The organism is Corynebacterium sp. HMSC075F02 (genome assembly GCF_001838335.1).
Lineage (GTDB): Bacteria > Actinomycetota > Actinomycetes > Mycobacteriales > Mycobacteriaceae > Corynebacterium > Corynebacterium jeikeium_D.
This window is the reverse complement of record NZ_KV836311.1, coordinates 153,881-173,477: the sequence shown is the minus strand read 5'-3', so window position 1 is coordinate 173,477 and position 19,597 is coordinate 153,881. Positions and strand designations below refer to the sequence as shown.

The following is a 19,597-nucleotide window of genomic DNA, read 5'->3' as shown; positions in this document are numbered from 1 at the left end:
GGGCTGCAGATGTGAAACTGTGCAAGTTTATGACACCTTCAGGCTATTTTTCGGGCCGTTTTTGACATAACCGCAGTCAGTAACTCGGATCGCCAGGCGACCTGCTGGCGCCAGCCAGAAACGCAGCCACTACCAACAGGCACCTAGATAATCAGCAGGCTTACTTCAGCTGCTCCATGCGCTGTGCAATCGACTCGAGCAAGGACTGCCAGGAGTCCACGAACTTCTCCACGCCCTCGCGCTCCAGGACAGCGAAGACGTCATCGAGGTCGATGCCAATCTCGCTGAGCTGAGTCATAACGGCATTGGCTGCGTCACCCTGGCCGCTGACGGCGTCGCGAACCTCGCCCTCGAAGCCCGCGGCAGCACGCAGCGTCTTCTCCGGCATGGTATTCACAGTCTGCGGTGCAGCCAGCTCAGTGACGTAGAGGGTGTCCGGGTAAGCCGGGTTCTTCACACCGGTCGAAGCCCACAGCAGGCGCTGCGGCTTAGCACCGGCGTTTTCCAGCTGTGCCCAGCGAATATTCTGCGCCGAGAAAGTCTCCTCGAACTTGGCGTAAGCTGCACGGGCATTGGCCAGACCAGCCTTGCCGCGCAGAGCCAGGGCCTCCTCGGAGCCGATCTTGTCCAGGCGAGCATCGATTTCGGTGTCAACGCGGGAAACAAACAGCGACGCAACAGAGTGGACCGAAGCCAGGTCCACGCCGTTGTCCTTCGCACGCTCAATGCCCTCGATGAACGCATCAATGACCTGCAGGTAACGCTCCACCGAGAAAATCAGGGTGACGTTTACCGAGATTCCCTCGGACAGAGCCTGGGTGACAGCCGGCAGGGAAGCATCGGTCGCCGGAATCTTAATCATCGCGTTCTGCTTGCCGACGCGCTCCCAGAGCTTACGGGCCTGCGCAATCGTGGCCTCGTAGTTGTCGGCGTAGCGAGGATCGACCTCGATGGACACACGGCCATCGACACCGTCGGTTTCTTCGGATACACCAGCGAAAAGGTCACAGGCATCGCGGACGTCGTCGATTGCCATCGCGAACACAGCATCTGCCGAGTTCGCACCCTCTGCAGTGAGCTGCGCCAGCTGAGAGTCGTAATCCTCACCGGCGGTCATCGCCGAAGAGAAGATTGCCGGGTTAGTAGTGACACCGACAACCCGAAGCTCTTCAATCAGATTTTTCAAATCGCCCGAGGTGAGGCGCTGGCGCGAAAGATCGTCGAGCCACGCCGAAGTCCCTACCTTGGCGAGCGCTTCCATCGTGGTGCTTCCCATAGTGTTTAACGCCTTTCTGTCAATACCGCTTCGTTGCCTAAAGACTTCGCTAAAAGTTGTATGTCCTTAAACTACTGTGCGTCACAAACAATACTGGCGCTACCGGAGCGCGGTACGGTTTTCACAAATCCCGTCCCGACAGCGGCCGATAGCGCCAGGTTTTAACAAACTTACTTAGCAGCCTCGATGGACTCCTTGGCGGCATCGACAACAGCCTCTGCTGTGATGCCGAACTTCTCGAACAGCTCCTTGTACGGAGCCGATGCACCGAAGTGCTCCAGGGAGACAGCGCGACCAGCATCACCCAGGTGGCGGTACCACGGCATTGCAATACCGGCCTCAACCGAGACACGAGCGCGGACGGACTTCGGCAGAACCTGCTCGCGGTAGGCATCGTCCTGCTGCTCGAACCAGTCAAGACACGGAACGGAGACAACGCGGGCGCTGACGCCTTCCTCAGCCAGCTTGTCAGCAGCTTCGACAGCGAGGTGAACTTCCGAACCGGTAGCCATCAGGATGACGTCCGGGGTCTCCTTGGCACCGTCGACAAGCACGTACGCACCACGACGGACGCCCTCAGCGGCCTTCTCCTTGGTACCTTCCAGGACCGGAACGTTCTGGCGGGTCAGAGCCAGAGCCTTCGGGCCTGCCTCTCCCTGAAGAACAGCGGCCCAAGCCTGAGCGGTCTCGTTAGCGTCAGCCGGGCGGACAGTGGACACACCCGGGATAGCGCGCAGCGAAGCCAGCTGCTCAACAGGCTGGTGCGTCGGACCGTCTTCGCCCAGACCAATGGAGTCGTGGGTCCAGACATAAATAGGGGAGATGCCCATCAGCGATGCCAGGCGGACAGCCGGACGCATGTAGTCCGAGAAGATAAGGAAGGTGCCGCCGTACGGACGGGTACCACCGTGGAGCAGAATGCCGTTGAGGATCGAGCCCATGGCGTGCTCACGAATACCGAAGTGCAGGTTGCGGCCGTACGGGTCAGTGGTCCAGGTGCCGGTGGTGATGGACTTCGGACCGAAAGACGGCTCGCCCTTCAGGACGGTGTTGTTGGAGCCAGCCAGGTCAGCCGAGCCACCCCACAGCTCCGGCAGGGTCTTGCCCAGTGCCTGCAGCGCGGCCTCAGAAGCCTTGCGGGTAGCAACACCCTTCTCGTCCGGCTCCCAGGTCGGCAGCTCAGCGTCGAAGCCCTCCGGCAGCTCGCCAGCGGTCAGACGGTCCAGCAGAGACTTGCGCTCCGGGTTAGCCGCAGCCCACTCGTCGAACTTGACCTGCCACTGTGCGTGAGCCTCAGCGCCGCGCTCAACTAGCTTGCGAGTGTGCTCAATGACCTCGTCAGCGACGTCAAAGCTCTTGTCGGTATCGAAGCCGAGAGCTTCCTTGATGCCGACAATCTCCTCGCCACCAAGAGCAGCACCGTGCGAAGCGCCGGTGTTCATCTTCGTCGGAGCCGGGTAAGCGATCACAGTACGAACGCGAATGAATGTCGGACGCTCCGTATCCTTCTTGGCCTCCTCGACAGCAGCCTCGAGTGCCGCGACGTCCTCGCCGCCGTCAACCTCAATGACCTGCCAGCCATAAGCACGGTAGCGGTCCGCGACATTCTCGGTGAAAGCAATAGTGGTGTCGTCCTCGATGGAGATGCCGTTGTCATCCCAGAAGACAATCAGGTTGCCCAGCTGCTGAGTGCCGGCCAGCGAGCCGGCCTCGGCAGTGACACCCTCCTGAACGTCACCATCAGAAGCGATGACGTACACGTAGTGATCAAACGGAGACTCACCCGGAGCAGCTTCCGGGTCGAACAGCCCACGTTCCCGTCGCGAAGCCATGGCAAAACCGACAGCCGACGCCAGCCCCTGACCCAGCGGGCCAGTGGTGATTTCCACGCCGTCAGTGTGGCCGTACTCCGGGTGACCCGGGGTGAGAGCGTCCCACGTACGCAGCGCCTTCAGGTCATCGAGCTCCAGGCCAAAACCGCCGAGGTACAGCTGGACGTACTGCGTCAGAGAGGTGTGACCACAGGAGAGAATGAAACGGTCACGGCCGATCCACTTCGTATCCTTCGGGTCATGGCGCATAACGCGCTGGTAAAGAGAGTAAGCCAGCGGTGCGAGGCTCATCGCAGTGCCGGGGTGCCCCGAACCTGCCTTTTCAACGGCGTCTGCAGCCAGCACACGGGCCGTATCAACGGCCTTCGTATCCAAGTCAGACCAGTCCGAGGGGTAGTTGCGCACAACCCGTGCTTCATGCTCAGTCGACAGTGTCACGTGAATGACTCCTAGTATCCAAATGGATTAGTAAAATTCTCTTCCATACTAACTAGGATTGCGCGCTCCCGGTTCAAACCGGGCCGAATAGCTGAGAGATAAGTCTCAGAGGGCGCGCCGCACATGCTTTACGACGGTCATTATTGGAACCGTTATGATTACCGGTAAACTGATTGCCTGCCCCTCATTTAATTTTGCGGAAAAACTCGTCGGGAACTTTCCGACCGTTACATCCGACTATCTGTAAACGGGGGGTTTGTTTATGGCGCGTGAAAGGGACATTGCTTTGTTGGAAACAGTCAAGGCGTATATTGCACTGACTAAGCCAAGAATTATCGAGCTCCTGCTCGTCGCGGCCATTCCCGCAATGCTTCAGGCTGATCGCGGTCATGTTCACGTTGGACTGATTCTTCTCACCTTGTTCGGTGGTTGGTTGGGTGCCGCAGCTGCGCACACCTTCAACATGGTCATGGATTACGACATTGACCAGAAGATGCGCCGTACTCGCCGTCGCCCGCTCGCGCGCAACCAGGTTAGCCGTCGAGCGGCAGCGATTTTCGGCACTGTCTTGATGATTGCGTCGTTCCTATGGCTGTGGTTGCTGTGTAACTCGCTGCTGGCCGCCGTTTTCATTCTGATTACGATTGCCTTCTACATCTTCGTCTACACGTTGTGGCTGAAGCGCCGTACTGATCAGAACGTAATTTGGGGTGGCGCTGCGGGTTGTATGCCGGTGATGGTCGGCTGGGCCGTAATCACTGACAACAACCCGGAGATTACGGGGCTCGCTCACTGGTGGCAGGCATTCATCCTGTTCCTGCTTATCTTCTTCTGGACTCCGCCGCACACCTGGGCATTGGGCCTGCGCTACAAGGAGGACTACAAGGCCGCTGGCGTGCCGATGATGCCAGTGGTCAAGCCGGCAATCGTCGTTTCCAAGCGCATTATTTACTACACCGCCGCGACCGTGATTACCACTCTGCTGTTGGTTCCGTACGCGGGTTGGATTTATCTGATTGGCGCCGTTGGCGCTGGTGCCTGGTTCCTGTGGGGCGCCATTGACCTGCACCGCCACGTTAAGACCGGTGGCAAGATCAAGCCGATGAAGCTGTTCTTCATGTCGAACAACTACTTGTCTATCGTCTGTGTGGCGCTTTCTCTCGATGCCGTACTCGGATTGCAGACAATTTCGAGCATGTTCTAGGGCAGTTGCTGAGCTCCTTTGAAGAGGCCCTTTCCGGTTGCGGGAAGGGTCTCTTTTTGTGTGTGGAGATGGGCACGGGCTGCAAATGTGAAACTGTGCGAGTTTATGACACTTTCAGGCCATTTTTCGCGCGATTTCTGTCATAAACATAGTCAGTAACTCGGATCGATAGGTGGGCAGACCGCCCCCTTGCACCGCCCGCGCAGCCCGCACCGCCCGCGCAGCCCGCTAGCCACTGGGAAACGCACATCCGAGCACACGGAGCCGAGCAGACAGCAGAACCGCCTAAACACGCACAACCAAAGCGCGTGTTTAGGCGGTTCAAGCAGGAATCAACAGCCGGTAACCACAGTGGTTAATACAGCCGCTGACCGGCAGCTAGCTACGCGGTAACCTCGACGTTCTTCTCCGAAGCAACAGTGGCGGCAGCCGCATCGCCTTCAAGCGAGCCAGTGACTTCTGCGCTCCCACCGACAGTGCGGTAACCGTGCTGGAAAAGTACTGCAGTCAAAGCGGTGCAGATACCAGATCCGGCAACGTGAACCGGCACCAATGCCTCCGGTACACCGGACCAATACTGAATCATTCCAACTACGCCCTGAGCCAAAATGAACACAACGAGTGCGATGGCAACCTTACGCACAGGTGCAAAGGCTTCCGAGGCCAGCAGACCGAAAATGAGGCCGATAACCAGGCCAAGGTAGAGGTACATAAAACCAGCGTGGATATGCGCCAGGTCAACAATCGGTAGCTGGAGGCGATCCTCCGGGAGCACCGAAGCATCTCCAGCGTGTGGTCCGGCACCGGTGACCATAGTTCCGGTAATCAGCGTCATCGTCAGGGCCAAGCCGGAGGCGGCAGCCAGATAGCGCAGATAGCGCGGGTACATGCGGGTAGCAGTGCCGTCGTCAGGCTCAGAAATCTTGACGAAAAGCATGCCAGCGAGCCAGACCAGAATCATCGAAGGCAGGAAGTGCAGCGCTACGGCGTACCACTTCAGGTCAACCCAAACGGAGATACCGCCGATAACAGCCTGGACGATAACGCCGAGACCGTTGAGGAAGGCCAGCAACTTGATTTCCTGACGGCGACCGACACGCATAACCGAAAGAAAGAGCAGAAGTGTCAGAGCAACCAGCACAAAGGTGAGCAGCCGGTTGCCAAACTCAATAATCTGATGGAGCATTTCTGCTTCCCCCGCGACAGGAACGAAGCTGCCTGGGTGACATTCAGGCCACGAAGCACAACCGAGACCTGAACCAGTAACACGGACGATAGAACCGGTTACCGCAATTGCCGCCTGTGCAATCAAAACCAGCAGGGCATAGAGCTTCTGGCGCCCGATTGGTGTCAGCGGCAAAAACGATAGGGGCAAACTTCGATCTGCAGTATTCACATTAAGAAATTCTACCCATGCTGGCGGAAAATGGTAATAAGCGAAACCCCTGCGTTGGGCTGCGCTTTTCTATGCAGACTCCCCGATAGATTCCTAGTCATTCGGCATATCAAAACGGAACCAGCGAGCCGCCAGTGCAGCGCCAAGGACACCCCACACAATCAGCACCCCGACAGCTGACCAATGGACGGACATGGCCAATGCCGCGGAGATCACGTCGGTAAGCGCGACGGACGGCAAGAGGTGTAGCAGTACAGAGCTGATGTCATCTAACGATGGCGCAACGGCCACATACGTAGTAGCACCAATGAGGATGAACCAGATCAGGTTGGCCAGACCTAGGATTAGCTCGGCTCCCAACGTACCGCCCATGAGCAAGCCCAATGAGGTAAAGACGAACGTTCCCAGAAGCATCCCCACATAAGCCAGCAGCCAGCCGCCAATCGACAGCTCTGCGCCAAGGGCGAGCCCCACGAGACTAAACAGTACGTACTGCAACGTGACGGTGGTGCAGACCGACACAATCTTGCCTGCGATAATGCCCCAGGGTGGCACGCCTGAGGCGCCGATGCGCTTCAGGGCTCCGTAACGGCGGTCAAAGCCCACGGCAATTGCCTGTCCGGTAAACCCTGCAGACATGACGGAAATCGCCAGCACCATGGGGAAGATACGCTCGAGCGGATCATCGAGCTCCAACACCGGCACCATCACCAGGCCGATGAGCATCGCCAACGGGATAATGATGGTGAGGAGCATTTGCTCACCATGTCGCCAGAAGAGCTTCGTTTCCAACCACGCCTGCGACATGACCAACTTCGCCATGTCCGAACGCTGTGGCGCTGGGGCGAAAGTGCCCTTTGCAAAGCGGGAAGCATCGGCCCTCGGTGCGGTAGTCATTAGCTCCTCATCTCCGTTCCAGTGATCTGCAAGAAGACATCTTCAAGCGATTGCGTCGCCCTATTCAACGAGGTGATCAACACCTCTTGCTGCTCGCAACTCTGCGCCAAGACAGTCAAGGCGCGCGGTGAAGCTTCACCAATCAGGGAAAACTCTCCACCGCCAGAACGCTGCAGACGCTGTGGAAGACCGGACTCGCTGAAGTTGCGGTTGACCTCTTCGAAGTCAAGGCTGCCTCGAACGCTGATCTTCATAGCAGTGCTTGACGACGTTCCCTGGAGAGCCGATGCGCCTGCGCTAGTGATCTCCTCGGTGGTACCGGCCACAACTAAATGGCCCCGGTCGATAATCGCAACGTCGTCGGCAAGCGATTCGGCCTCGTCCATGAGGTGCGTTGTCAGGACCACGGTGACCCCATCACGGCGCAGCGACGAGATGAGATCCCAGACGGCTAGACGGGACTGAGCATCGAGGCCTGCTGTCGGCTCGTCGAGGAACACAAGCTCCGGGCGTCCGACCAGGGCACATGCGAGCGACAGTCGCTGCTGCTGACCGCCAGAGAGCCTGCGGTAGTTCGTCTTACGATGGCGTTCTAGGCCAACGACTTCAAGAAGCCAATCAGTGTCCAGCGGGTTTGCGGAGTAACTGGCAACGAGGTTCAGCATTTCGCCAACGCGAACACCGGGGTAGGCGCCTCCGCCCTGGAGCATGATGCCAATGCGACTGCGCAGTGCTGTGGTTTGAGCGACCGGGTCGAGATCGAGAATGCGAATTCGCCCTTCATCCGGCTTGATGAAGCCCTCACACATTTCAACGGTTGTGGTCTTACCAGCACCGTTGGGGCCGAGGAGCGCAAGAACCCTACCTCGATCCAGGGAAAGCGAAAGGTCTGATACAGCCTCAACGTCATCGAATTTCTTCGTTACGTTCTCAAGGCGCAGAGCAGGAGAATTGGCAGCGTTATTCACGGTTAGTCAGTCTAATCTCACAGTTTTAATGAAGGCGAAATACCTTAGATCGCGTCGAGTACGCCAAGATGACGAACATGACTGCGACGAAGAATACCAACGCCAGTAGGTAAATCTGAGCGACGGTGCCCGGAGGCAACCCCAGGCCGCGTGGTAGTACTACAAAACTGAAAATTGCCGAGTACAGAACCACGGCAATGCGAAATTGTACCCGGTTGGCCCAAGCGGACAGGGGCACGATGGCCCATAGCAGGTACCAGGGGTGCACGACGGGGAAGAGGATTACTAGAGCGAACATCGCGAGGCCGTAGCCGCCGAGCGGGTGAATGCGCCCACGGAACGTCGCTAACAGCATGCGCAGGAGCCAGGCAGCCACCAGCACTACGCCAATGCCGCGGGTAAACAGCAAAGCACTGTCGCTGATATCGCCGAGCCCCAGAAGCCTGCCGAAGAAACCAGCGATGATCCCGAGCAGGGTAGTCAACGACATCCAACTGCGCACCGTTGCGGCGCCACCCTGCGCGGTGATCCAACCAAAGCCCAGACCAGTTCCTAAGGAAACAACGACTGCCGTGACGACGGTCATTGCGCCCGTCACTACCGCGGAAAGAGCAACGGCCTTCCAGGTACTGCCAAACTTTCGAGCCAGCCACATGCCGGCGAAGCCGAGCGCCACGAAACCAGTGACTTTGACCATTCCGGCGAGACTGATGAGCACAATACCGCCTGCATACATTGCCCACGATCTACCTCGGCTTTGGTTCTCGTGTCCGATTGGTCCGGGTTCTGGCAGCTCATCGGGCACCATCGATTGCGCAGGGCCGTGGATAGCTCGCAGACACAGTTCGAGACCAACGAGCAGGAGAGCCAGCAGCAGGGCCTCATTGTGGATACCGCCCACCAGGTGCAGCAATACCAGCGGATTGAGCGTGCCCAGCCAGAGCGTGAACTGAGAGCTAACGCCGCAGCGGCGACCAAGCTGCACCAGCGCCCAGGACACCACGAGAAGCGAAACAATGGCGACGAGTCGATGCAGAAAGACGGAAGCGATCACCCCGTCGCTGGTTATTTTGGCGATACCCCATGCCACTGCGAGGGCTGTGGGGCCGTATGGGCTCGGAGAGTGCGACCAAATCAATGGCACCGATCGGGCAAGTGGGTCGTTGGCTCCCAATAGGTCAACAGGCCCTGCGAGGTAGGGATCCATACCCCGCTCCACAATTGCAGCCTGCGCCAAATAGGAATAGATATCCTGCGTAAACAGGGGAGCGGTAAACATCAAGGGCAATACCCATGCCGCGTAGGTGCGTATGAGCATCGGAGTAGTCACTGCGGTGACGCGAGTCCGCGCACCGGCCAGAACGAAAGCGCCGACACCCAACCAGGCTGTGACTAACATGCCAATGCCCACGAAGGTGACGATTGTCGTTGCCACCAACATTCGACCGAGGATTAGCCCAAGTGGTGTACCCCAAAACTCATTTCCAACCACCGGTGTCGCGCCTGCGCCGATCCCGGCGACCATAATAAAGACCGCCCCGAGAGCACCCAGCCAACGCAGCCAGGTGAAGCGTCGGAGTTCGCGGTAATTGATGCGGTGTTGGAGCGGCTGTTCTGAGCCCTGGTGGAGGGTTGCCGACCTAGAACCGGCCAGACCAATCTTCGGAATGGCGTCACGCACCCCGAGAGCGTCGTCGAAGGTGGACGAGCGGCGCGGGGTAGGTCGGTTAGTTTTCACAAGGTCACATAGTAGACGATTCGACACGCCGAAAGGGCGTTCTAATCAGCGACGTTGCATTGATATTTAAATGCGTTGGACATTGTGACCCAATTACGACACAATTATGTTGTCTAATACACCAGCGGCGCAAGTGGGATACTTGCCTCGCTGAGCCACCTAGACACCCATTATTATCCAGCAGTCCAATCGCAGGAGGTGACTCACCAGTCATGGCAGATCGGAAGCCGACAGTCAATGATGGTGATACGCGCAAGCGCATTCTCCAATTGCTTCTGGAACACAACCCGGCGTCCGCGACTTTTATCGCAGACACCCTGGGACTATCCGCTGCAGGCGTCCGCCGTCATATTGACATTCTGGTGGACGAAGGTCTTGCCGAAACCGCTCCGGCACCCAGCACCGGCCCCCGGGGCCGAGGCAGGCCAGCAAAGTCCTATCGCCTGACAGATCGGGGCCGCGCTAGATTCGGGCACGCTTACGACGATCTTGCCAGTGCAGCACTGACCGCACTGCGCAAGGCCGGTGGTGAGCAGGCAGTTGCCCAGTTTGCCCGTCAGCGCATTGATGACATTCTGCTCGGCGTCACGCCAGTGGGGCAGGACGCAGAGAAGGAAGAGGTCGTAGAGGCCGTCGTCGATGCTTTCCGACGGGCCGGGTACGCGGCAACTATCAACCAGAACACTGGCGGCGTGCAAATTTGCCAGCACCATTGCCCAATTAGCCACGTAGCCTCCGAGTTTCCGGAGCTCTGCGCGGCGGAGCATGAAGCCGTTAGTAAATTATTAGGTCAGCACACCCAACCGTTGGCGACTATCGCTGATGGAAACGGTATCTGCACTACGAATATCCCACTCACTCCCGTAACAAAGACACTTACTGAATCGCCACAAGAAAGGAGCGGAGAATGACCCTCGCCCATGAGAACTCCACCGACGTGGCTGAATCCACGAAGGCTGCCACTCCGCAGACTGACGAAGAGATTATCGAGTCCATTGGTGCCTACCAGTTCGGTTGGCACGACCCGGATACCGCTGGCGCTTCCGCGAAGCGTGGCCTGTCTGAAGCGGTCGTTCGCGATATTTCGGCTAAGAAGAACGAGCCGGAGTGGATGCTTGAACGTCGCTTGAAGGCTTTGGAAATCTTCGACCGCAAGCCGCTGCCCACCTGGGGCGCGGATTTGTCGGGCATCGACTTCGACAACATTAAGTACTTCGTTCGCTCCACCGAGAAGCAGGCCCAGACCTGGGAAGACCTGCCGGAGGATATTAAGAACACCTACGACAAGCTCGGCATTCCGGAGGCTGAGAAGCAGCGCCTGGTCGCAGGTGTCGCCGCTCAGTACGAGTCTGAGGTTGTCTACCACCAGATTCGCGAGGATCTGGAGGCCCAGGGCGTTATCTTCCTGGACACCGACACCGCTCTCAAGGAGCACCCGGAGCTGTTTAAGGAGTACTTCGGCACCGTCATTCCGTCCGGTGACAACAAGTTCTCCGCTCTTAACACCGCAGTCTGGTCCGGCGGCTCCTTCATTTACGTGCCGAAGGGCGTCCACGTGGACATCCCGCTGCAGGCATACTTCCGTATCAACACGGAAAACATGGGACAGTTCGAGCGCACGCTCATTATTGTCGACGAAGATGCCTACGTGCACTACGTCGAGGGCTGTACCGCTCCGATTTACAAGTCCGACTCGCTGCACTCGGCTGTTGTGGAGATCATCGTGAAGAAGGGTGGCCGCTGCCGCTACACCACGATCCAGAACTGGTCGAACAACGTCTACAACCTGGTTACCAAGCGCACCAAGTGCGAAGAGGGCGCAACCATGGAGTGGATTGACGGCAACATCGGTTCCAAGGTCACCATGAAGTACCCGGCAGTGTGGATGACCGGTCCGCATGCCAAGGGCGAGGTGCTGTCCGTGGCTATGGCTGGCGAGGGCCAGTTCCAGGACACCGGCGCCAAGATGGTGCACATGGCTCCGCACACGAGCTCCAACATCGTGTCCAAGTCCGTGGCCCGCAACGGTGGACGCGCTGCCTACCGCGGTCTGGTGCAGGTCAACAAGGGTGCCAAGCACTCGCACTCCAACGTCGAGTGTGACGCACTCCTGGTGGACACGATTTCACGTTCGGACACGTACCCATACGTGGATGTCCGCGAGGACGACGTCACCCTCGGCCACGAGGCAACGGTTTCCAAGGTCTCTGACGATCAGCTTTTCTACCTGATGAGCCGCGGCATCGAGGAAGAAGATGCAATGGCCATGGTCGTGCGCGGCTTTGTCGAGCCCATCGCCAAGGAGCTCCCGATGGAATACGCCCTCGAGCTCAACCGCCTCATTGAACTGCAGATGGAAGGTTCGGTCGGTTAATACCAATGACTACGACGATTAACAACGAAAACCAGGCTGCTCATAGCCGCCGCGTGCTGGCGAACAAGGGCGACGTTTTCACATCCTTCAACGTGGAGGACTTCGCCGTGCCGCATGGCAAGGATGAAGAGTGGAAGTTCACGCCGCTGCGTAAGCTCCGCGGTCTCCACAACGGCACCGCAGCAGAGCCGGTTGCAGCCTCAATTTCGGTCGAGACTGCTGGTCAGGATGGCGTCGCTGTGGACGTCGTCAAGCGTGACGACGAGCGCCTTGGTCGCGCCGGCGCCCCAACGGACCGCGTGGCAGCACAGGCGTACTCCAACTTCGACGATGCGCACATCGTGACCTTCGCGAAGAACTCGGTGTCCAAGGAGCCTGTCGTCATCGACATCGATGGTCCGGGCGAGGACAAGGTGTCCTACGGCCACATTGTCATTGACGTGCAGTCCCATGCCGAGGCCGTCTGCGTCATTAACTACCGAGGCAGTGGCACGTTCGCGGACAACATCGAGTTCGTAATCGGCGACGGCGCCAAGCTGGGCGTCGTGACCATGGTGAACTGGAACGAAGATGCCGTTCATGGTTCGGCGCACCACGTTCGTGTCGGCCGGGATGCTACGCTGCGCCACACTGTCGCAACGTTTGGCGGCGAGGTTGTCCGTATCGTTCCGCGCGTTGCTTTCACGGCACCCGGCGGCGACGTCGATCTGCTGGGCGTGTACTTCGCTGATGCCGGTCAGTACTTTGAAAACCGCATGCTGGTCGACCACGCTGTGCCGAACTGCCGCTCCAACGTGATGTACAAGGGCGCGCTGCAGGGCGAGCCGAATGTCGCTCATCGTGAGGCCCGCACCGCGTGGGTGGGAGACGTGCTCATTCGTGCAGAAGCGACGGGCACCGACACCTACGAGCTCAACCGCAACCTGCTGCTCACCGAAGGCGCGCGTGCCGACGCAGTTCCGAACCTGGAAATTGAAACCGGTGAGATTGCCGGTGCTGGGCACGCTGCCACCGTTGGCCGCTTCGACGAGGAACAGCTCTTCTACCTGCTCTCGCGCGGTATTCCGGAGCTGGCCGCTCGCCGTCTGGTGGTTCGCGGCTTCTTCAGCGAGGTCATCAACCTGATTCCGGTCGAGTCCGTTCGCGAGAAGCTTGAAAAGCTCGTTGACGAAGAGCTCAACACCGCTGGCTTCTAACCGCTTATCTTCTTTCTCACCCTTTCCGTCCTGTCAACCCGGAAGTGCCGGGGGACAGGCCACTTACACCGATTAAAGGAAAAGATTTCACTATGAGCACTTTGGAAATCCGTAACCTCCACGCGCAGGTGCTGCCGACCGATGAGTCCGCCGAGCCCAAGGAGATTTTGAAGGGCGTCAACCTGACGATCAACTCCGGCGAAACCCACGCTGTGATGGGGCCGAACGGCTCTGGTAAATCCACCCTGAGCTACACCATCGCAGGTCACCCGCGTTACGAAGTCACCGAGGGCGAGATTCTCCTCGACGGCGAAAACGTGCTGGAGATGAGCGTCGACGAGCGCGCTCGCGCTGGGCTCTTCCTGGCAATGCAGTACCCGGTCGAGGTCACCGGCGTGTCCATGTCCAACTTCCTGCGCTCTGCAGCAACCGCTGTCCGCGGCGAGGCTCCGAAGCTGCGCCACTGGGTCAAGGAGGTCCGTGAGGCAATGGCTGACCTGGAGATCGATTCGTCGTTCTCCGAGCGCTCCGTCAACGAGGGCTTCTCCGGTGGCGAGAAGAAGCGTCACGAGATTCTGCAGCTCGACCTGCTGAAGCCGAAGTTCGCCATCCTGGACGAGACCGACTCCGGCCTGGACGTCGACGCTCTGCGCGTTGTCTCTGACGGCATTAACCGCTACCAGGACGAAAACGACGGCGGCATTCTGATCATTACTCACTACCAGCGCATCCTGAACTACGTGAAGCCGGACTTCGTCCACGTCTTCCACGATGGTCGCTTCATCACCTCCGGTGGCCCGGAGCTTGCAGACGAGCTGGAAGAGCACGGCTACGAGAAGTACATCAATGCCTAACGCCGAACTACTCAGCCCATCACTCCGCGAGGACTTTCCGATTCTGTCGCGCACTGTCCGTGACGGAAAGCGGCTGGTCTACCTGGATTCCGGAGCGACCTCGCAGCGCCCCAAGCAAGTCATCGATGCTGAGGTGGAGTTCCTAACCCACCACAATGCACCGGTGCACCGCGGTGCCTACGAGATTGCTGAGGAGGCCACGGACGCCTACGAAGATGCCCGCGAAGCCATTGCAGGCTTCATCGGCGCCGACTATGACGAGCTGGTCTTCACCAAGAACGCCACCGAAGCGTTGAACACAGTGGCATTCGTGCTTGGCGACGACCGCGCAGGTCAGTACCAGGTCGGCGAGGGTGACGAGATTGTCGTCACTGAGCTGGAGCATCACGCGAACTTGGTGCCGTGGCAGGAGCTGGCTCGCCGCACTGGTGCGACACTGCGTTGGTATGGCGTGACTGAAGACGGCCGCATTGATATGGACTCGCTGGAGCTCAGCGAGAAGACCAAAGTTGTGGCCTTTACCCATCAGTCAAACGTCACCGGTGCAGTAACCGATGTGAAGGAAATGGTGCGCCGTGCTCGCGAGGTCGGAGCGCTGGTAGTCCTCGATGCCTGCCAGTCGGTGCCGCATATGCCTGTCGACGTCAAGGAGCTCGATGTGGACTTCCTGGCGTTCTCCGGCCACAAGATGCTCGGCCCCAACGGGGTCGGCGCGCTCTACGGTCGCCGGGAACTGCTCGAGGCACTGCCGCCGTTCCTCACTGGTGGCTCGATGATTGAGGTCGTCACCATGGAGAAGACCACCTTCGCGGCGCCTCCGCAGCGCTTCGAGGCGGGTACCATGATGACCTCCCAGGTCGTCGGCCTGGGTGCTGCGGTGAAGTACCTGGATGCCATCGGTATGGATAAGGTAGCTGCTCATGAGCACCACCTGACCGCGCTCGCACTGGAGAAGCTGCAGGAAATTGATGGCGTGACCATCATCGGTCCGACTACTCCAGAACAGCGTGGCTCTGCAGTCTCCTTCAAGGTCGAGGGCATTCACCCGCACGATCTTGGCCAGGTTTTAGACGACCAGGGCGTGTGCATCCGCGTCGGTCACCATTGCGCGTGGCCAATTCACCAAATCCTCAACGCCCAGTCGACCGCCCGGGCATCCTTCTACATCTACAACACGGAAGAGGACGTTCAAGCGCTTGCCGACGCAGTGCGCCATGCACAGAAGTTCTTCGGTGTCACCCCGTAGCTTTAAGAAAGGAGAAGGACATGAAGCTCGAGCAGATGTACCAGGAAGTTATCCTGGATCACTACAAGCATCCGCAGCATGCGGGTTTGCGGGAGCCTTTCAATACGGAAGTGCATCACGTCAACCCGTCGTGTGGCGATGAACTCACGCTTCGCGTCACTCTGAACGACGACCTCACCGTTGTCAATGACGTCTCCTATGACGCCGTGGGCTGTTCTATCTCGCAAGCCTCTACCTCAGTTATGGCTGAGGAGATTGTCGGCAAGACTGTCGACGAGGCCATGGCCAAGCTTGCCGAGTTCGAGAAGATGGTCACCTCCCGAGGCAAGATTGAGGGCGATGAGGACATTATCGGCGATGGGATTGCCTTCGCTGGAGTTTCTAAGTACCCCGCCCGCGTGAAGTGCGCACTTCTCGGATGGAAAGCTTTCCAGGCCGCAACCGCTGAGGCCCTGGCCAACGCTGCTGAAGGCAACGGCGTTGGTACCGCGACTGTAACCGTTACCAATGACGAGGAAGGCCATCGCCATGACTGAACCAATCGCTAATGACGCCACCTCGCCCGCACAGCCTGATGCTGTCGACGAGGACACCATGACTACTGGTGCTCCCATTGATGAGGGGGATGAGTACGAGTCCATCACCGTCCCGCCGGCACCGGAGCAGACCGAAGCCGATAACAAGCTGGCTATCCAGGTTGAAGAGGCAATGTACGAGGTTGTTGACCCGGAACTCGGAGTCAACGTCGTGGACCTGGGCCTGGTATATGACATCTGGATTGAAGAAGGCGACATTGCCGCTATCTTCATGACACTCACGTCCCCGGCCTGCCCGCTGACCGATATGCTCACCGACCAGACTGCCTCCGAGGTTATGAAGGTCGAGGGTATCCGCGACTTCCGCCTCAACTGGGTCTGGTCCCCGGCATGGGGCCCACACATGATCACTGAGGACGGCCGCGAGCAGATGCGCGCTCTCGGTTTCTCGGTCTAGATGATCAGTGACAGCGGTGATTAGAGAACCGCTACGTTAAAAGTGCTTGGCGACGAGCTCCTGGCTCGTTCAGCTAGGCACTTTTTCGTTTGTTTTTTGAGTTGCTGACTGCGTTTATGGCCGGGATCGGTAGGGCGATGCGAGTTACTGACTGCATTTATGTCAAAAATGGCTCAAAAAATGGCCTGAAAGCGTCATAAACTTGCACAGTTTCACATCTGCAGCCCGTATTCACACGAGCATCCCCGCAATTTTTTCAAGCTGTCCGACTCGGAGTTAAAAACGACCCCACCTGGCACTGAAAAGTGCCAAGCGGGGTCGCTATTGTCTTCGACTGCTAATCCAAGTTGTGAGAGTTAGATGCGAGATGCATAGCTACTCGCATCTATTCACAGCTCTTCGCAGCTATTCGCGAGTCATGTCTGCGGTGGCCGGGTCAACGAGCTTGGAGCCCGTGACCTTCTTATGGATAAACCACAGCAGGACGAAGACCGGGATACCCAGGTACGGAGTGAGGATAGCGAAGATATTCTCGCCAGTGCGAATCGGATCAAGTGCCTGTCCGGCCACCACAAAGAAGCACATAATCAGTGCCAGCACAGCACCGGCGGGGAAAAAGTTCGCCTTGTAGGGAAGCAAATCCAACGGGATATTCTGGGCCTTCAGACACTTGCGGAAGCGGTAGTGGCTGAAAGAGATACCAAACCAGGTGATAAAGCCCGCGAGCGCAGACAGCGTCAGCAAGAAGGTGTACGCCACACCATCGCCTACCAATGAGGTAATGAAGCCAGCCATACCGATGACAGCGGTGGCAATCAGAGCGCGCAGCGGAACGCCATGCCCAGAAAGCTTGCCAAAGTAACGCGGAGCGTGTCCCTGACGGGCCAGGGAAAACAGCATACGAGTGGACACATACATACCGGAGTTACCCGCGGACAACACCGAAGTCAGAATAACGGCGTTCATCAGGCCAGCGGCAATCGCGATACCTGCGCGTTCAAAGACCAGGGTGAACGGTGAAATGGAAATATTGTCCTCGGCGGCATTCAGAAGATTCGGGTCCGTGTACGCAATAAGGAAACCAATAACAGCGATGGCACCGATGTAGAACAGCAGGATACGCCAGAAGATAGTGCGAATCGCGCGGGGAATCGTACGCTCAGGATCTTCAGCCTCACCTGCTGCTACGCCAACCATCTCGGTGCCCTGGAAGGAGTATCCAGCTACAACGAAGACAGCCAACAGTCCCATTCCGCCATTGACGAATGGGGCGTCGCCCGTGGTCCAGTTTTCGAAGCCGGGGGAGGAGCCGCCCAAGATACCGAAAATCATGCCGACACCAAGAACGAGGAAGACGATGACGGTAATGACCTTGATGGTCGCAAACCAGAACTCACCCTCGCCGAATGCACGTGCGGACAGGGCGTTCAGCCCGAATAGAATCGCGAGGAAGAGCGCGGACCAGATGATTGAAGGCACATCCGGGAACCAATAGCGCATCACCAGCGCAGCAGCGACGAGCTCTGCGGCCACAGTAATCGCCCAGTTAAACCAGTAGTTCCAGCCCATGGCAAAGCCGAAGGATTCTGAGACGTATCGGCGACCGTACTCCTGGAAGGAACCGGGCACCGGCAGGTAAGCGGCCATCTCGCCGAGAGACTGCATAACCAGCCACACCATGATGCCGATAAGAGCGTAAGCGATAAGCGCACCGCCTGGACCGGCCTGCGAAATGGTCGCACCGGAGGCAACAAACAGGCCCGTACCAATGGCACCACCAATGGCAATCATGTTCAGGTGGCGAGCTCTCAGCCTGCGCTGAAGCTTATGGTTTTGTGAGGAAGTCTCCTCAGATTGCGTCGAAGTCATTCATTTATCATAAGCGTTTGTACTCCGGTGAATGCAAAAACCACACCGCTTTAATTGTTGGTATCACCCCACAAATCGGCTGATGTATATGCTCCCGGTCAACGAGTTCTCCATCTCCCAGGTCCCCGCACAAACCCAGCGATGAGCTTTCCGCACGTACGCGGACTCATTTTCAGCAAAGGCACGGCCACTTTCGCCATAGCGCGAAGCGTCGTCAGTGGGGATGTCCCTATCAAATAGGCAAAAACGTCCTTCTCCGGCAACGAAAAGAACGCCCGGAAAAACGCACCCGTCTGTCGTGCATCGAACCCCAGCAACGCCGCGAGCCCACGTTCGCGTAGCCATCGCTGCAATCGCATGCTTAACGACGTCCCCAGCGTCCGGCTTCCCTTCTTTTCCATATCGGCCAAGAAGCGGTCGACATCTTCGATAACCGAACCCACCGAGTAACCAGTGGCAGGATGCATCCAACCACCAGCAAAGCCGAAGAGAGTGCCCATGGATGGTCCACTGTGCGTCAAGGCGCCACAGCGAGAGGGAAGGTTTGCCAGTAGGGGAAAGGACACCACTTCTTCGTCGATGGCCAGATCTTCCGAAAGCCCCAGGGACTTCAACCGTACACTTTGGCGTCTACGCAACAGCGCTAGAAGTACGGAGTCATCGGCCTCACCGCCGCTGCCGACTGGCGCACCGGCTTCGCCACGATACCCGTCAACCATAGGAGTCGGAGTAGCGAGGATAGTCTCTTCAATGAGGAAGGTCCTGTCATCCAAGAAAATGCGATAGGAGAAACTAGCCGGCTCTGTCACTGGGGCAACCGGTTCGGCCGGAGTGAAGTCCATGAGGACTGCGCGGCGGTGGGCGCTGGGGACGTCGTCAAGCGAAAAGATGTGCCCGATGGCGAGCTGCCGTACCTGCCCACCTCGCCCGACTGCGGCGTGCGTGCGCCCGGTGGTGACAATTGTGATGTCAGTACCCGTGGTTTCGGAATCGGTGAGTGCGCGGCGTTCGATGTGGAAACCGCCAAGTTCTTGCAGGCAGTCCTTGTTAACAACGCCGTAGTTGCGGGCGAGCTGACGTTCGGTGCCGTCGGCAAGAATGACGCTGGGTTGAAAGGTGGCGGCGAGGAAGTCGCTGGGCAACCAGTCGGGGAGTTGGTCGCACCAGAGACCAATCGTCGAGGGCAGTGTGCCACCGGCTGGGTCATAAGCGGTGACATCCCAGCCGCGAGCGGATGCACGGTGGGCGGCGATTCTTCCGGCGGGCCCGAGGCCGACGACGGAGGCGGTCACGGGAAATGAAGTCATAACTGGTAG

General features: G+C 58.4%; 16 protein-coding genes. 8 read left to right on the top strand and 8 right to left on the bottom strand.

The genetic code is table 11. The features are described from left to right. Positions 1–160: 160 nt before the first annotated feature. Positions 161–1,276, bottom strand: a complete 1,116-nt coding sequence (tal, locus tag HMPREF2920_RS05330; RefSeq protein ID WP_070567121.1) for a transaldolase — start codon at positions 1,274–1,276, stop codon at positions 161–163. A gap of 170 nt (positions 1,277–1,446) precedes the next feature. After that, complete coding sequence (gene tkt / locus HMPREF2920_RS05325) at positions 1,447–3,546, bottom strand: transketolase (protein ID WP_070854076.1); 2,100 nt, start codon at positions 3,544–3,546, stop codon at positions 1,447–1,449. Positions 3,547–3,835: 289 nt separating this feature from the next. Here tkt and HMPREF2920_RS05320 point away from each other — a divergent pair, with 289 nt between their 5' ends. Continuing rightward, positions 3,836–4,750, top strand: coding sequence for a heme o synthase (locus HMPREF2920_RS05320; RefSeq protein ID WP_172954651.1), 915 nt, complete (start codon positions 3,836–3,838; stop codon positions 4,748–4,750). A 382-nt stretch (positions 4,751–5,132) separates the two neighbouring features. On the opposite strand, the gene HMPREF2920_RS05315 is transcribed toward HMPREF2920_RS05320, so the two are convergent. The 4 genes from HMPREF2920_RS05315 to mptB form a co-directional block, all read right to left on the bottom strand. Beyond that, positions 5,133–6,146 (bottom strand): COX15/CtaA family protein, encoded by a 1,014-nt coding sequence (locus HMPREF2920_RS05315; protein ID WP_016422745.1) that lies wholly within the window; start codon positions 6,144–6,146, stop codon positions 5,133–5,135. Between the two features lie 93 nt (positions 6,147–6,239). Continuing rightward, positions 6,240–7,043, bottom strand: a complete 804-nt coding sequence (locus HMPREF2920_RS05310) for an ABC transporter permease (protein WP_049190730.1) — start codon at positions 7,041–7,043, stop codon at positions 6,240–6,242. Further along, positions 7,043–8,011 (bottom strand): ABC transporter ATP-binding protein, encoded by a 969-nt coding sequence (locus HMPREF2920_RS05305; protein WP_049193479.1) that lies wholly within the window; start codon positions 8,009–8,011, stop codon positions 7,043–7,045. The genes HMPREF2920_RS05310 and HMPREF2920_RS05305 overlap by 1 nt, the downstream gene beginning before the upstream one ends. A gap of 25 nt (positions 8,012–8,036) precedes the next feature. Then, positions 8,037–9,776 (bottom strand): polyprenol phosphomannose-dependent alpha 1,6 mannosyltransferase MptB, encoded by a 1,740-nt coding sequence (gene mptB, locus HMPREF2920_RS05300; protein ID WP_070854075.1) that lies wholly within the window; start codon positions 9,774–9,776, stop codon positions 8,037–8,039. 185 nt (positions 9,777–9,961) lie between these two features. Here mptB and HMPREF2920_RS05295 point away from each other — a divergent pair, with 185 nt between their 5' ends. From HMPREF2920_RS05295 to HMPREF2920_RS05265, 7 genes are all read left to right on the top strand, one after another. After that, positions 9,962–10,660 carry a helix-turn-helix transcriptional regulator gene (locus HMPREF2920_RS05295; RefSeq protein WP_048734176.1) on the top strand — a complete coding sequence of 233 codons (699 nt, stop codon included), beginning with the start codon at positions 9,962–9,964 and terminating at the stop codon, positions 10,658–10,660. Continuing rightward, positions 10,657–12,123 carry a Fe-S cluster assembly protein SufB gene (gene sufB / locus HMPREF2920_RS05290; RefSeq protein ID WP_016422750.1) on the top strand — a complete coding sequence of 489 codons (1,467 nt, stop codon included), beginning with the start codon at positions 10,657–10,659 and terminating at the stop codon, positions 12,121–12,123. Before HMPREF2920_RS05295 ends, sufB begins: the two co-directional genes overlap by 4 nt. A gap of 5 nt (positions 12,124–12,128) precedes the next feature. Next, the gene (gene sufD / locus HMPREF2920_RS05285) at positions 12,129–13,319 is read left to right on the top strand and encodes a Fe-S cluster assembly protein SufD (RefSeq protein WP_070567116.1); all 1,191 of its coding nucleotides are present in this window, start codon (positions 12,129–12,131) and stop codon (positions 13,317–13,319) included. Positions 13,320–13,411: 92 nt separating this feature from the next. Then, entirely contained in the window at positions 13,412–14,173 is a 762-nt protein-coding gene (gene sufC, locus HMPREF2920_RS05280) for a Fe-S cluster assembly ATPase SufC (RefSeq protein ID WP_016422752.1), read from the top strand. Next, positions 14,166–15,419 carry a cysteine desulfurase gene (locus HMPREF2920_RS05275; RefSeq protein WP_016422753.1) on the top strand — a complete coding sequence of 418 codons (1,254 nt, stop codon included), beginning with the start codon at positions 14,166–14,168 and terminating at the stop codon, positions 15,417–15,419. The genes sufC and HMPREF2920_RS05275 overlap by 8 nt, the downstream gene beginning before the upstream one ends. Before the next feature lie 20 nt (positions 15,420–15,439). Next, entirely contained in the window at positions 15,440–15,955 is a 516-nt protein-coding gene (gene sufU / locus HMPREF2920_RS05270) for a Fe-S cluster assembly sulfur transfer protein SufU (protein WP_016422754.1), read from the top strand. Then, the gene (locus HMPREF2920_RS05265; RefSeq protein WP_070438420.1) at positions 15,948–16,412 is read left to right on the top strand and encodes a metal-sulfur cluster assembly factor; all 465 of its coding nucleotides are present in this window, start codon (positions 15,948–15,950) and stop codon (positions 16,410–16,412) included. Before sufU ends, HMPREF2920_RS05265 begins: the two co-directional genes overlap by 8 nt. Positions 16,413–16,817: 405 nt before the next feature. Here the strand turns inward: HMPREF2920_RS05265 and HMPREF2920_RS05260 are convergent, their stop codons facing one another. Beyond that, the gene (locus HMPREF2920_RS05260; RefSeq protein ID WP_070567106.1) at positions 16,818–18,281 is read right to left on the bottom strand and encodes an amino acid permease; all 1,464 of its coding nucleotides are present in this window, start codon (positions 18,279–18,281) and stop codon (positions 16,818–16,820) included. A 98-nt stretch (positions 18,282–18,379) separates the two neighbouring features. Further along, complete coding sequence (locus HMPREF2920_RS05255) at positions 18,380–19,588, bottom strand: lycopene cyclase family protein (protein ID WP_070567103.1); 1,209 nt, start codon at positions 19,586–19,588, stop codon at positions 18,380–18,382. Positions 19,589–19,597 lie beyond the last annotated feature (9 nt).